The organism is Crocinitomix algicola (assembly GCF_001661595.2).
Classification (GTDB): domain Bacteria; phylum Bacteroidota; class Bacteroidia; order Flavobacteriales_D; family Crocinitomicaceae; genus Crocinitomix; species Crocinitomix algicola.
Window position 1 is genome coordinate 1 of sequence record NZ_LYPF02000017.1, and the last position, 14,247, is coordinate 14,247.

12 protein-coding genes are annotated in these 14,247 nt (G+C 34.4%); 3 read left to right on the plus strand and 9 right to left on the minus strand.

Annotation, left to right across the window (positions count from 1 at the left end; all coding sequences use genetic code 11):
* Window positions 1-343 precede the first annotated feature (343 nt).
* Genes A8143_RS10675 through A8143_RS10695 form a run of 5 tightly spaced genes read right to left on the minus strand, consistent with a single transcriptional unit; the run spans window position 344 to window position 6,690 of the window.
* Window positions 344-1,672 carry a DUF58 domain-containing protein gene (locus A8143_RS10675; RefSeq protein WP_070138050.1) on the minus strand — a complete coding sequence of 443 codons (1,329 nt, stop codon included), beginning with the start codon at window positions 1,670-1,672 and terminating at the stop codon, window positions 344-346.
* Window positions 1,673-1,681: 9 nt separating this feature from the next.
* A complete protein-coding gene (locus tag A8143_RS10680) occupies window positions 1,682-2,758 on the minus strand; it encodes an AAA family ATPase (RefSeq protein WP_394332112.1) in 1,077 nt (358 codons plus the stop codon).
* The gene (locus A8143_RS10685; RefSeq protein WP_139134336.1) at window positions 2,755-4,017 is read right to left on the minus strand and encodes a hypothetical protein; all 1,263 of its coding nucleotides are present in this window, start codon (window positions 4,015-4,017) and stop codon (window positions 2,755-2,757) included. The genes A8143_RS10680 and A8143_RS10685 overlap by 4 nt, the downstream gene beginning before the upstream one ends.
* Before the next feature lie 2 nt (window positions 4,018-4,019).
* Window positions 4,020-4,823, minus strand: coding sequence for a hypothetical protein (locus A8143_RS10690; RefSeq protein ID WP_139134337.1), 804 nt, complete (start codon window positions 4,821-4,823; stop codon window positions 4,020-4,022).
* Window positions 4,816-6,690 carry a stage II sporulation protein M gene (locus A8143_RS10695; RefSeq protein ID WP_070138054.1) on the minus strand — a complete coding sequence of 625 codons (1,875 nt, stop codon included), beginning with the start codon at window positions 6,688-6,690 and terminating at the stop codon, window positions 4,816-4,818. Before A8143_RS10695 ends, A8143_RS10690 begins: the two co-directional genes overlap by 8 nt.
* A gap of 185 nt (window positions 6,691-6,875) precedes the next feature.
* Between A8143_RS10695 and mscL the strand changes: the two genes are divergently transcribed.
* Window positions 6,876-7,286, plus strand: coding sequence for a large conductance mechanosensitive channel protein MscL (mscL, locus tag A8143_RS10700; RefSeq protein ID WP_070138055.1), 411 nt, complete (start codon window positions 6,876-6,878; stop codon window positions 7,284-7,286).
* Window positions 7,287-7,311: 25 nt separating this feature from the next.
* Window positions 7,312-8,298: a DUF3078 domain-containing protein gene (locus A8143_RS10705; RefSeq protein WP_070138056.1), complete on the plus strand. Its 987-nt coding sequence runs from the start codon at window positions 7,312-7,314 to the stop codon at window positions 8,296-8,298.
* A gap of 319 nt (window positions 8,299-8,617) precedes the next feature.
* Here the strand turns inward: A8143_RS10705 and A8143_RS10710 are convergent, their stop codons facing one another.
* Both A8143_RS10710 and A8143_RS10715 read right to left on the minus strand, forming a co-directional pair.
* Entirely contained in the window at window positions 8,618-9,430 is an 813-nt protein-coding gene (locus tag A8143_RS10710) for a hypothetical protein (RefSeq protein WP_070138057.1), read from the minus strand.
* Between the two features lie 58 nt (window positions 9,431-9,488).
* Window positions 9,489-10,247: a sulfite exporter TauE/SafE family protein gene (locus A8143_RS10715; protein ID WP_070138058.1), complete on the minus strand. Its 759-nt coding sequence runs from the start codon at window positions 10,245-10,247 to the stop codon at window positions 9,489-9,491.
* A gap of 209 nt (window positions 10,248-10,456) precedes the next feature.
* Here A8143_RS10715 and A8143_RS10720 point away from each other — a divergent pair, with 209 nt between their 5' ends.
* Window positions 10,457-11,083, plus strand: coding sequence for a 2OG-Fe(II) oxygenase (locus A8143_RS10720; protein WP_070138059.1), 627 nt, complete (start codon window positions 10,457-10,459; stop codon window positions 11,081-11,083).
* A gap of 71 nt (window positions 11,084-11,154) precedes the next feature.
* On the opposite strand, the gene A8143_RS10725 is transcribed toward A8143_RS10720, so the two are convergent.
* Window positions 11,155-12,588, minus strand: a complete 1,434-nt coding sequence (locus A8143_RS10725; protein ID WP_070138060.1) for a glycoside hydrolase family protein — start codon at window positions 12,586-12,588, stop codon at window positions 11,155-11,157.
* A gap of 85 nt (window positions 12,589-12,673) precedes the next feature.
* The gene (locus A8143_RS10730) at window positions 12,674-14,206 is read right to left on the minus strand and encodes a tetratricopeptide repeat protein (protein WP_070138061.1); all 1,533 of its coding nucleotides are present in this window, start codon (window positions 14,204-14,206) and stop codon (window positions 12,674-12,676) included.
* Window positions 14,207-14,247: the final 41 nt, after the last annotated feature.

Genomic DNA, 14,247 nt, shown 5'->3' on the forward strand with positions numbered 1-14,247 from the left:
TACCTACCGCTATGTGACGGATAATGGAACTGTAAAAGAGGGACAAGGAAATATTAAACTGTTGACAGGAGAGTAGCAGTGAATGTGGAGTTGAACACTTCGCGTTAGGGATTGAAGCAATTGTTTGAGCTCTCCGTCTTAGACGGACGGAAGCGAGTGCGAAAAGCCCGCCACCCACAGTTGCAAACTGTTGGGGTGGAACGCCCAAAAAAATGAATATATTGTTAAAATTGAATGCAAAAATTACCCACTTTAAGGGATAAGCAAATTATTGACAAACCTGTTATTTGTTTTGATTCAGTCGATCGAATGATAAATTAAATTCAATGCGTTTAATCAATCACTAAATTACACCTCTGGCTTTGAGCTCTAAGTATTTATTAATTGTGTTTACGGTTAAATTTTCCGGTTTAGTTAAAACTGTTTGAATTCCATTTTTTCGTAGCTCTAGTGCTATCTTCTTTTTATCCATTCCATACTTCTCTGCAAAGGTTTTTTGATAGATGTCTTGGACATAAACAGTTTCCATTTGCGCGGCTTTGGCAACTTCCGTGTTTTCGAAAAACACCACAACCAAAACGTGGAGTTGATTGATTCGTTTTAACAAAGGCAAAATTCGCTTTAATGCATATTCAGACTCAATATTAGTGTAGAGCATCACTAAACTTCGACCTTTAATATGATTTCTAACACCTTGGTAGAGCGTTTCAAAATTACCTTCTAAAAACCTTGTTTTTTGCTTGTACAACAATTCTATTATGCGCTGCAGTTGCTTTGAAGACCGTTCGGCGGCTAATTTACTCCCTAATTTATCTGAAAAGGTCATTAAACCAGCTCTATCTCCTTTTCTAAGGCAAATGTTTGAAAACGCCAGAGTAGAATTTATGGCATAGTCCAATAATGTCAAGTCATTAAAAGGCATTCGCATACTTCTACTTTTATCGATAATAGAATATATATGTTGAGCGCGTTCATCCTGGTATTGATTCACCATTAATTCATTTCTACGACTAGTAGCTTTCCAATTAACAGTTCTGAAATCATCGCCTTGTACATAATTTTTGATTTGTTCAAATTCATTATTATGGCCTAAACGTCTTATTTTTTTAATCCCTGAAAGTGCAGTTTTAGCGAATACTTTCAACTCATATTGCTTCATTTGAAGTATTGAGGGATAAGTTGCGACACTTTCTTCTTGTTTGACAACAAGTTTACGTTGGACAAAGTGAGTAAACGTTGAGGCGTACACATACAAATCTCCAAATTGAAAAGCACCCCGTTCTGTAGGACGAATATTGTAGGTAAAGGAAACTGATTTATCAGGCTGTAAGGTTGATTTAAAATGTAGATCACGTAATTGTAATTGAACCGGTGGATTATCGAAAACGGTGATACTAACATTAAATGCATAATTATTTAAAACTTCTAACCGAACAGGATTATCATCTCCAAGAGATAAAGGGTTGGGTACTTTACGCTTGGCTTTAATCGGCTTTTTAGGCGCAAATAGAATCACTATTTCGAGAACGCAGATTGCAGTAAGTAGCATTAATAATACTTGACCAACTAGAAAAAAAACATTAATAGCAAATCCCACTACAAAAATCACAGCTATTAAAATTAATGCTGCAAAAAAGCGATACGATAGAAATAAGTCTCTTATATACCTCATTCGAATAAATTATCTCGGAACTTCTATTTCGTGGACAATTTCTTTTATCAATTCTTCGACTGACATTCCTTCCATTTCAGCTTCAGGTGTCATTATTAAACGATGATTCAAAACATGAGGCGCGACAAATTGCACATCATCTGGAATCACAAAATCGCGTCCACGTATTGCTGCAAAAGCCTTGGCTGTTTTTAACATAGACAATGAAGCTCTAGGAGACCCCCCTAGGTACAATTTTGCATGATTACGGGTAGCATTTGTGATGCTTGCAATATATTTTAAAATTTGATCCTCAATTTTTACTTGTTCAATCAAATCTTGAATTTGTTTCAAGTCTGTTGCTGTAAAAACATTCATCACTGTATTTAAATCAGGTGATTTTATATTGTTTTTATAGCGTTTTAATATTTCGTGTTCATCATTTAAATCAGGATAATCAATTTTGATTTTAAACAAAAATCGGTCGAGTTGAGCCTCTGGTAAATTGTAGGTTCCTTCCTGTTCTACGGGGTTTTGGGTAGCCAATACTAAGAAAGGAAAATCCATTTTATACACCTTAGAATCGTAGGATATTTGCCGCTCTTCCATTACCTCAAACAATGCTGCCTGCGTTTTTGCTGGTGCTCTGTTTATTTCATCAATTAAAACTATATTTGAAAAAACGGGTCCTTTTTGAAAGCTGAAACTCGCGTCTTTCATGTTGTACACTGATGTTCCAATAACATCTGAAGGCATCAAATCAGGCGTAAACTGTATTCTCGAAAAATCAACATCCAAGGTTTTTGAAAGAACTTTAGCGGTCAGTGTTTTTGCGACACCAGGAACACCTTCCAAAAGAACATGTCCATTTGCAAAAATGGCAATCAATAATAGATCAACCATCTCCGTTTGTCCAATCACAAAATTTCCTAATTCGCGGCGTGTCGCATTTACTTTGTCATGAATAAATCCGAGATTCAAAGTCGATTTAAAAATATCGTCTTGATTTGATTGAGGCTGCTCATTTACCGGTGTTTCCTGTGGATTTTCATCCGATTGATTCGTATCCTCGTTCGATTGATTTAAGTTGTTTTGATCTTCCATCATCTACAATTTTTATAAAATTTTTCGATTTTTTGGTGCAGATTAATCAATTCTTGATCTGTCACCGATGATGCATTTTCCAACGCATCAAAAGTTGAAAAAATATCCGTTATTTCTTCTTTTGAAATATGAGATTTAAAGGATAATTTTTCAATAAATTTTTCATCAGGTTGATTGCTGATGATAAAATAATGATTTGCAATAAAGTTTAAGAATGTACGCTCTTTTAACTTAACCAGCTTATTATGTTTTTTCTCTTGCAGATAAAGCGAAGAAAGCGAATTAATATATTGCAGTGACATATTTTCTTTTGACTCTGCTGCAGGAATTACATCTTGTTGTCGTTTACCTTTAAAAAGCGCGTATAAAATTGCTCCGATAAGCAAGATTAGCATTGCCCAATATAAAGGAGGGTTCTCCATAATAAATTGGAGCATACTTTGACGTTTTTCACCGCCCTTTTCACGGTCTTTATTCTCCGAATGATACTCCGTATAGAATTTATCCCATTGCATTCTGCCTGGAGGAATGTGTTTTAGGACGTTTTCTACATACTGAAAACCATCCCGTTTCATCATTGACACATTTGTAAATACATAAGGGTTAGAATGTAAATAAATTGTCCCAGATTCACAGATGATTTTCAAGAAGTTTATTTCATCTTTCGTATTGCCCCCTAACGATTCAATTGAATCTCTGATATCATACAATAAACCTTCATAATTAAAGTAAGCCCAGTCTACCTCAATTAACCTGTTTTCAAAGATATAATCAAATTGATAGCGCTTTGATGCTAAATTTTGATGATAAAATTTGAAATATTGCGTTGAATCTTTCACTTCTTTGTTTAAAACAGCAGTACGATTCTCAAAATAATTTTTTAAGAGATCCCAAGGAAAGGTTTCTGCAGCAATAAATGCAGTATTCCCTTCTGAAACGAAATTCATCAAATAAGTAACGGCAGAATCTTTCAAGAAGTTTCTACGACCTACAAAAAAATAAATATCATTCAGCGCTGGGTCATCAACTAACGTTTCTTCTAATGGTTTATCAATCTCTATGAAATTCCCAAAAAACCCAGTTGTATCCAGCAATTCTTTCATCATATAAGTTCCGTAAGGACCTTTATCCTCTGGCTCATAAGTTAACGTCCAACTATCTGTTACATAGTCATCGGTATTTACAGAACTGGCCCAATACATAACAAGTATCAGCAGCAAGACTACTCCCCCAACAATTCCTATTTTTGTGTACTTACTCAATTTTATTTAACTCCTAATTTGTTTAAAAAACGGGTGAATTTTGGTTGAATTAATTCAAATTTTTCCTTGTCAATTTCTCGTTTACCATACCAGATTATCTCAAAGTAATTTACAGAAGTATTGAAATCCTCAAATTCTTCGCGATTTGCCATTTCTCTTAAGTACTGAAAATTTGTTTTTTCCTTTTCCCAGCGAATCCAATTCTTTTGCGTTAAGTCTCTGACAATAAAAATAAAGTACACCCTTACTGCTCCTCTATAATCTTGTTTATCCAAGGCTTCTTTTAATAATCTTTGTAATTCAGTTAGGGGTATTTCAGTTGGATTTACTTCTTCAAACGTATTGACTAAAGGCTTAATTTTTTTTCCTTTAGACTGACTGTTGATAAAGAGATAATAAAGTAAAAATATGAGACCAAGAATAAATATACCGATAATGATGTATCCAAACACACCCATTCCACTAAAATTTGGCAAGGTAAAAGAAGGTGGAGCACTTTGATTAGGAGGGCTTTTCCGATAATTTGAACGTTCGATTCTTTTATTTTTTCCACTTCCCGAGCCTCCTGATCCACCTGACCCACCTGAACCCCCAGAACTTTTTTCATATTTTCGTTGCTCACGTTCAAACTCTTCGCGATTCTCATAAGTCCATTCGCGCCCAGGGCTATTCTCTCGCCCTTCATATCGAATACCATCCCTAATGTCTTGCCATTTATTTTGGTCTAAACCATGATCGTATAAATCATCCTGTCCAAAAAGAACAAGAGACCCTAAAAACAATATGGAAATAATCACTTTACTCAAAATCTAGATCTGTTTCAAAATGACGACTTCTTTTACCAAAACTTGTTAACCGATCAAACATACCTTTGGCTGTTTTTCTTTCTTGAACGCTATAATAGGACAAGCTAAAAGAAAATGAAGCAAGAGTAACTATAAGAAAAAGGAAAAAAATGTAGGCGACTGAATTTACGACAGCAATTACAACACGATATTCATCCAAAACAGTTATCAAGGTATCCTTGACAAAATCATTTATAATGGTTAGGATACCCAATTCAAATGGGTTATGCAATACGAAAAAGAAAATAATTGTAATTGCGATTAAGGAGATATTAGAGAGAAGAATATCTCCATAACCACCTTTACCTAAATCAAATGATCGACTTATAGCAGTAAAAAAATTAACATTTTCTAAGACAATTATAGAAGGAATAACAGTTAAGAATGGGGCAATTAAAATCAATAAAAACAACAATACCCCAGGAGAAAACAGAAATATTGAATATACCATCAACATGTACAAATACAACCATACAAAGTGTTTTAAAGCAAACTTAATGTAGAGCTGCATAAATTTTCCAGTCTTATTTTCCGACAATACAAAGAAGCCTGCAGCCATCAAAAATGTTAAGGGAACAGGCCACCCCAATAACTTGTAAAAATTAAAATCATTTCCAGTTCCAAACAGTGATCCAAACGTTTGATGCCAATCTAAATTATAATCAAATCGAAACCATTCTAGGGCAAAAACAAGAATCAACATTCCTGCAAATAAAGGAAAAACTAGATTAAAGAAGAGTTTAGACAATTTTGCTGAATGACTAATAAACAGTGTAAATGTATCTGTAAAAATTTCACCTGGTTTGCGAATTTTGTACCATACGATTTCCTTTTTTGGAATGAAACGAGGAATTTCTTGGACTTTAATTTTTTCCGGGAACTTTTTGGCTACCTGAACGGGATAATATACATAGTAAAAGAGAATGATTGCGAATGACCCAAAAATGATGAGCAATTTTAAAACAGTTGGTATAACTTGATAATGTCTGGTTACATAACTTTCTAAAGCTCCTGCCATTATAAATACAGGAACCAGACTTAACATAATTATCATTCCTCGTTTTGCCGAAAAAATCAATGACTGCATTCGACTATATGATTTTGGAAATATTAAACCATTTCCAACGGTTAAGCCGGCGGCACCAGCTATCACAATGGCTGAAATTTCGAAGGCTCCATGAATCCAAATTGTCAAGAAGGTAGTAAACAACAACCCTTTTGCTTTAAACCACCATTGGAAAGCGCCTAACATAATTCCGTTTTGCAACATTACCCAATACGTTCCTAAAGTAAATAAAATTCCACCGGTAAAAGCTAAAAAAGCAACACGAATATTATTGATGGTAATCGCAAAAAACATGGCCCCTTGTGAAGACTCTCCATAGACTCCCATTGGATTTCCGTTAGCAATACGTTCTTCCGTCGATTCGACGTAATAATCACCAAAAATCACGCGAACAAAGTCGACATCATAATGTTGAGATATAACACCTACAAGAATTGCCAAAACAAAAAAGCAAAAAGTTGCGACTAAATTTCTTCGTGCACGATACATTTCCAAAGGAACCACTTCCTTCCAAAACTTCATAAAATTACCGATAGGCTGTTTTCGTTGTTTATACAAGCTAGTAAATACACCTTGAGACAATTGATTAAGATAAACTCTAACGGATCGTCTTGGATAGAAAGTTTTGGCGTATGATAAGTCTTCGGTTATTTCCGTAAACAATTCAGAAACTTCATCTGGGTCGTTATTACTATTGTTGGACAATTTTTCAAAACGCGCCCACTTTTTTTTATTTTGTTTTATGAAATCGGTTTCTTTCATGTCATAAGTCGGATGCTAAAAATAACACTTTTTTCTTTTCACATCTTTTAAAAAAGTGTTAGTCTTTATTTAAAAAGTCAAATTCAAACGTTTCGTCGATTTGAATGGGTCACTTAACGATAATATAAAGCGAGTTATGACTTTAAAAATGTATTTTTGACGCTTAAACCTATAAAAAATTGAATATGTTAAAAGAGTTCAGAGATTTTATAATGACTGGTAATGTTTTAGAGTTATCAATTGCTGTAATCTTAGCCGGAGTTGTTAAGGAAGTTGTAACGGGCTTTACCAATTTAATTATGATGCCTTTTATTGGTCATTTCACAGGCGGAATGGATTTTTCAGACTTCAAAATTGTTCTTTCTGAAGCTATTATGGATGCAGAAGGAACAATTACTACTCCTGAAAACGCTATTTTATATGGACAATGGATCAATACAATTATTAACTTAATTATTGTTGGTTTTGTACTTTTTATGGTTGTAAAAGGATATAACAAACTTAAAAAGAAAAAAGAAGAAGCACCTGCCGCTCCTCCAGCACCTTCTAAAGAAGAGGTATTGTTAACTGAAATCAGAGACTTACTTAAAAAATAATAAGTAGCGTAAAAATTAAGAAAAAATGAAAAAAATATTTTTACTAAGCCTTGGACTTACAACTGTCTTATCATTTGCACAAGTTACTGAAGGTGAAAAAGAATTGACAACAGTTAACACCGATACAGTTGATGGCTGGAGCAAAGGCGGTTATTTTTCATTAAATGGTTCGCAAACCAGTTTAACTAACTGGGTAGCTGGTGGTCAAAACTCCGTGACTGTAAACGGTTTATTTGGTGTTTATGCTGATTTAAAAAGAGGTTCGATGACTTGGGAAAATTCATTGGACTTGGGTTATGGAATTTTGAAGCAGAGCAATGAACTATTTCAATCTACGGGTTCAAAATGGATTAAAACTGATGACCGAATAGATTTAACTTCTAAATTCGGTCAAAAAGCATCGGATAACTGGTACTATGCAGCCCTAACTAACTTTAGAACTCAATCTACTGCTGGTTATGCTTACCCGAATGACACCATCGAAATTTCTGGTTTTCTAGCACCTGCATATTGGTTAACAGCAATAGGTATGGATTATAAGCCAAATAAAAAGTTTAGTTTATTTGTTGCACCAATTACCTCTAAATTCACTTTTGTTAATGATCAAACTTTAGCAGATGCAGGATCATTTGGAGTGACTGCGGCCGAAGAAGATGCAAATGGAATGGCCATTGTTGGTACAGGTAAAAGAATGCGTACAGAATTTGGGGGTTACCTTAGAATGAAGTATAAAACAAATCTTGCTGAAAATATCACTTTCACCACCAAACTGGATTTATTCTCTAACTACTTAAACAATCCTTCTCGAGTAGATGTTAACTGGGAAAATTTAGTTGAAATTAAATTATGGAAGTTTTTATCTGCAACAATTTCAACTCATCTCATTTATGATGATGATGTAAACATCGCCATTGTTGATGCTGATGGTAATCAAACAGCTTTTGGTCCTCGTGTTCAATTCAAAGAGGTCTTAGGCGTTGGATTAGCATGGAAAATTGATCAAAAACCATAAACAACTAAAGATTTTATAACGAAAAAGGCGTCATTCTTTAAAGAAAAACGCCTTTTTTAATGGGAAAATGGGAAGGTTGAACTGTGCTGTCGTTAAATGGTATATGTTAGACTTAGTTTAGTTTTTAAGCTTCCCAATTTTTTCCGATGTTTTTTCGCTGAATCGGTCAACGTTATGACTCGGTTCAGTGAAGAAGTTGGTTCTAGCCCACCCTGAGCGTCGAGCGCAACTTTTTGCTTATATCACTTTATATATGTTTGTCGAAAAAAAAGGTAACCTACTATTCTAAAAAAAAAATCAACTATTCACTAACGAATAATTACAAACTACTGTTTTTACGGCAGTTAAAGGCGTAAACTCCAATTATAGCTTTTTTAAATTCTTTTCTTGAATTAAAACTAAACTCTTGTAATTCGGCACTTTTTACTTTTGGATTATCCACCCAGATTTTTACTGTTTCCCCGACAATATCAATTCTTTTAATAAGTACATAATGCTGCTCTAAGATTTTAAATTTGCCCCCAGGATTCCTCATTTGATTCCATGATGTCCATGCCAGCACTTTTACTCCAAGCCTTAAAACGTCGCTTAAATATTCTGGGGTAAAACTAAAATTACGAATCGGAACTTCTTCGATTTTAAAATAACGCGTTAAAAATTTTCTAATTTGATAAGGAAAGGTAATTCCTTGCCAATCATTGAATTTTGTACCAGGTTTATTATTATATCCGCTGATTGGATTCATAAAAGCTTTCAACGAAAGTTGAAGAACATGATCAGCTGGAGTTAGACCACCCGACGGTTCCATTTGTAATATATTTTTGTTAACCTTAACCCTTTTCAACAAAAAAGAAGGAGGTTGATAGCGCCCATTCACGATAAAATGAGCGCTCATCTTCACCAAAGTTATTGGATCTAAAGCTGCCGCTATTTTTACTAAGCAAGCAATACCACATAATGGATGAGCCCCTTGAGTAATCAGCAACGGATTATCAATGATGCTTTTTAAGGAATGCAAAAATTCTTTTAAATTAATGTTGCTGAAAGCAATCGAATACTTTAATTCATCACGATCTAATCGGTCAATTAGCATTAATGCTTTTGTCTGTTCATGTCTTATTAAATCTCCCATATTGAGCTAAGAACAAAAACAATGCTAAATTTTAAAATGGACTAGTTTTTTAATTTATTTAAGAAAAAAAGAAAAATTTTACCACGGCAAAAACAACTACGATTACCAAAATTCGGTGAGCTACAAGTGTTGCTTTAGGGTTTTGACTAGCGAACTTAGAACTTGTAATAGCCCCTAACATCTGACCCAGTGCTATTAATCCTCCGGCCCACCAATCAATCCATCCTTGCCAAACGAAAATCCCAAATACAGCTGCTGTATATGCACCAACGGAAACAATTTTAAGCGCGTTAGATTTAACCAAATCAATCTTTGCTACTAACACTGAAAAAGCGAGAAAAAGTACACCCATTCCCATCTGAATAAACCCTCCATAAATACCGAGTAAAAAATAACCAATCCATAAAAAAGGTGCTGGTATTCTACTTTTATTTTCAGGTGGATTAATCCACCTACTGGGCTTAAACAGAACGACGAAAAGCAGCAGTAACATCAAATAACCATAAACACTTCTAAAACTCTCATTATCCACAGTAAGCGCAAAATACAACCCAAGCATGGCTCCTAAGAAAACTGCCAGAATAATAGGGTAACCAATACGCCAATCAATTTTTTTATTTTTATGAAAAACACGCGTAGAGACTATAGATTGCGCTAAAATACCGACACGGTTAGAGGCATTTGCAACATTAGGTGGTAACCCCATAAATTCCATTAAAATTGTAAGGGTAATAGCCGACCCATTACCAGCCAATGTGTTAATAAATCCTGCAGCAAAACCGCCGAGAATTGCGATAGGATAAATCCAATACTCCATGCAATGGTCATTTTGATTCTGCAAAATTACAAAAGAATAAAGAGAGCAAATACATCTCAACCCAAGAATTCATTATTGTGAATTGAATCATTTAGAATAGAATTGAAGGACAGGTTAAGTCAACTCACTTTCAGTAATTTTCAAAAAATCTAAATTCCGCACATATCTAATTTATTTTAATTAGCTTCGCGGACTTTTTTTTAGAACGAATGTCATTTTACAAAGAAGATGTTTATGTTGACTGGATAGATCAACTCGCTTCAAAAGATTATGTTGTCATCGACAATTACTTAAGTAGTTCATTATTAAACGCTGTAGTCCATTTTTTTACCGATCGTTTAGCTGAAGATGATTTAAAAAAAGCCGGTATTGGCTCATTAGGCGATCACACGATTAATAAAAATGTCAGAGGTGATTACGTGTATTGGTTATCAAAGGAAAATGATGACAGTTTATCTGAATTTTTTGAGCAATCACAAGAATTTATTCAAAAAATTAAACGGTATTGCTTTCTCAGTATTTCTGATTTTGAATGTCATTTAGCCTATTACCCTATTGGAACGGGCTATAAAAAACACCTCGACCAATTTAAAGGTAGAGACAATCGAATTCTCTCTTTTGTTCTTTACCTCAACGAAAATTGGAAAATGGGTGATGGCGGTGAATTAATTATTCATGAAGCGCATAAAGAAATAAAGATAGCACCTTTAAACAACCGATTAATTCTGTTTAATAGTGCTACTGTTGTCCACGAAGTTGCCCAAACCAATCAACCTCGTAAAAGCATCACAGGTTGGATGCTAAACAATCCTGTTGGTTTAGGGTTTTTAGGATAAAAAAGCCTCAGATTTTGGAATCTGAGGCAGCCTTTCGATTTTAGGTTATTGTATGAATTGATAATCGAATTTTATTTAAACACCGGTTTTGCACAACCTTTACCATTCCAAGTCATAAAACCAACAGGCAAACCTTCGTCCAGCTCTAATTTATGCAAAAATATTTCTGCATTAGTTGATACCGAATTACCTTGTAAATTTAATCCAAGCATACTTCTAAGTTGGTTTGCTCCTGAATTACTTGCACTTACTGAAGCATCAACTTCCTCCCTAGACAAAATTTGACGTTCAGCATATAGGTTTGCCCAACGTTCTGCAATATTTAGTTGAATAAGCGCCGATTCATTTCCTTCACTATACTGACTTAAATGAACAGATTCGTCCAATATTTCGTCAACGTTCATCATCGTATTTCGCTCTTTGAAATCGTATTTAAGATTCCCTGTAAATAGGTTATTATTCATCACCATTGGAGTACTCTGGCTGTAAACCCCACCCATATGACCAAATCCAAACACATTCTTTTCTAAAGTCACTTTTAAGTTTTGATCCGTCTTTAGAGCATTTCCGCCATAACTTGCAATAGGATCATGTTTCCAATTGAAAAGACTCGTATTATTTTGAACATAAAATGTTGGTATTAAAGCATCATCTGATCCTACATATCCTGTTTTTAACTGGATACCATTACCCGTATTATTAATGCATAAATTATTAAATACAATGCCTTTCCCTCCTTGATAAACCATTACAGATAAAGCCCCTTGAGTTGGTGCGGTATTCATGACCACACAATTCTGAACAGTAATATTCGTGTATTTACTACCGGCTATCACAATACCTCCCGACTCGGGCGATGGATTATGATTTGAGGGGCCATGAGCAGTTCTTCGGATTGCTAACCCCTTATCTTCGTGATAACGGTTTCGCGGACCATTGTCAATGATTAAACCATCAACAATTATTTCGGAACCCGTTGCATACTGTCCATTTTCTTCGCGTTGTTTCGTGGTTGAGATATACAAACGAGGTTGAGTTGATTTCATATAATCATTAGTTCCCGTCAAGATTGTTTTATACTCTCCCCAAGGATCTCTTTTTGAAAAACTCTCATCAAAACCCCCGTAAATTTTTACCGGAACATTGATTTCATCCGAGCCCATCTCGCCCTTACTTAAATATGTACCTGCTGCAATATATATTACGTCATTCGGATTGAGCTTATGTATAATGTTTCCAAGGTCTTTTGCAGGTCTTTCTTTAGTGCCTAACTGACCTGAACCTCGACTTTTACTAATATACCATTCTCTCCCCTCATTCTTAAATTTAGGAGAAGTATTGGAAGTTACAGAAGCATCATTATAAGCCTCTTTCGTATAGTCAGATTTTGACGAACTAGATTCACTGTTTGTCAGTGAATTTTTAAACCTATTCAGGTTGATTTGACTCGCAGATATGAAACTAAAAAGAACTAATGCGGCGAATAAGAAAATTTGTTTTTTCATTCTTAATTGGTTTATTTGATTGAATGCTCAAACCTAATTTAAACCCCTAAAAAAACATTCACCCGTTTGGGTGAAATCAGCAATTTCACTCGTTTTTTTGAATTCTTAGAAGACTTCCCTTAACAGCCGCTTGCGTCCGATTATTAACATCTAACTTTGTATAAAGACTGAGAATATGCGTCTTAATTGTATTTACTGATAGAAATAATTTTTCCGCGATTTCTTTATTACTTAACCCTAAAACGAGTGCGTCAAGAATTTCCTCTTCTCTACTTGTCAACTTGTCCTGTAAAACAAGATTTAAATTTTCAAATGGTGACTGAACACTTTTCGTTTCTTCGAGTTGACTTTTCAGTTTTAATGTTTCATTCAACCTTAATTTCACTTCAGCACGCAAATTCTCCATTCGTACAGCCGAATTTTTCCGAATTGCGAGTAGGAGTATAATTAGCATAACGATTGATAAAACTGCAATTGTCAGCCATAGTCTCTGAACTGAAATTCGGCCTTCTTTTACTTTGTTTTCCTTATCCAGTAATTGATTTTCAATAATAATCTTATCTTTTTCTAAACTATCCAATATGTGTTTTTGATTATATTCAAATTGATATTTACTTCGTATTAGAGCCCGTTGATTTTCGATACTATTAATACTGTCATGCAATTCCGTATAAATTTCATGATAGAAAAGAGCCTGATCAAGCTTATTTTTCGCTTTGTATATGGCGTATAACACTTTAGCCGACTCCTTATTTTCGTACGTGTACTCCCATGTTTTAGCAATTTCATTTGACTCTTTTGCGAATTTTTCGGCAAGGTTCAATTGATTTTTAATCAAATAAATTTTGGCTATTTTAAATAAGGAAGCAGCGGTACCTCTGTGCAGATTTAAATCGCGTCTTATTTTTAATCCTTTTTGATAGTAATAAAGGGCGGTATCAATTTCATCCATGCGTTCAAAAACTGTTCCCATATTACTATAGGTATAAGATTGACCATATTTGTCATCGATTTTGGTTCGGATGGATAAAGATTTCCTAAAATATTCAAGTGCACGCTCGAAATTTCCTGCCTGACGATAGAACGAGCCAATATTATTATAATTTGTTGCTAGACTTTTTTCATTACCAAGCTCTTTATTGATCGTTACACATTCTAAGAAATACTGTAATGCTTGTTCGTCATTGTCTAAATCAACATGTAAATTAGCGAGGTTATTCAGAATGATAGGATATTCTGCCTTTAAATTTAGTTTTTGGGCAACTTCTAAGCTTTTTAAATTATAGGCCAAAGCTCCAGATATATCTCCCTTTTCAGCTTTTAGATACCCCATCCATCCATAAGCTTGTCCCATTCCATCTAGGTCATTGATCTTTTCAGAAATTTCCATGCCATCACTCACTAGAATTTCAGCGGAATCAGGATTACGATAAACCACTAAACCAGCAAGATGATAATAAGCATCCATTTTAATCGTATCCTCAATTCCTTGAAGATTTATCAATCGCAATAAAGAATCTTCTGCGGTTGTATTTGGATTTTGCGCAATCGAATAAGATAATTGAAAACAATATCCCAAAACGAATAAAACAGGAAATACGAGCCTAAGTCTATACATTTTACAAATCAATTGACCGTAAAAGTATAAGAATTAATAAA

Coding starts and splice junctions, on each gene's coding strand:
- A8143_RS10675 (WP_070138050.1), bottom strand. CDS start 1,672: ATGAGGTATATAAGAGACTTATTTCTATCGTATCGCTTTTTTGCAGCA.
- A8143_RS10680 (WP_394332112.1), bottom strand. CDS start 2,758: ATGATGGAAGATCAAAACAACTTAAATCAATCGAACGAGGATACGAAT.
- A8143_RS10695 (WP_070138054.1), bottom strand. CDS start 6,690: ATGAAAGAAACCGATTTCATAAAACAAAATAAAAAAAAGTGGGCGCGT.
- mscL (WP_070138055.1), top strand. CDS start 6,876: ATGTTAAAAGAGTTCAGAGATTTTATAATGACTGGTAATGTTTTAGAG.
- A8143_RS10705 (WP_070138056.1), top strand. CDS start 7,312: ATGAAAAAAATATTTTTACTAAGCCTTGGACTTACAACTGTCTTATCA.
- A8143_RS10710 (WP_070138057.1), bottom strand. CDS start 9,430: ATGGGAGATTTAATAAGACATGAACAGACAAAAGCATTAATGCTAATT.
- A8143_RS10715 (WP_070138058.1), bottom strand. CDS start 10,247: ATGGAGTATTGGATTTATCCTATCGCAATTCTCGGCGGTTTTGCTGCA.
- A8143_RS10720 (WP_070138059.1), top strand. CDS start 10,457: ATGTCATTTTACAAAGAAGATGTTTATGTTGACTGGATAGATCAACTC.
- A8143_RS10725 (WP_070138060.1), bottom strand. CDS start 12,588: ATGAAAAAACAAATTTTCTTATTCGCCGCATTAGTTCTTTTTAGTTTC.
- A8143_RS10730 (WP_070138061.1), bottom strand. CDS start 14,206: ATGTATAGACTTAGGCTCGTATTTCCTGTTTTATTCGTTTTGGGATAT.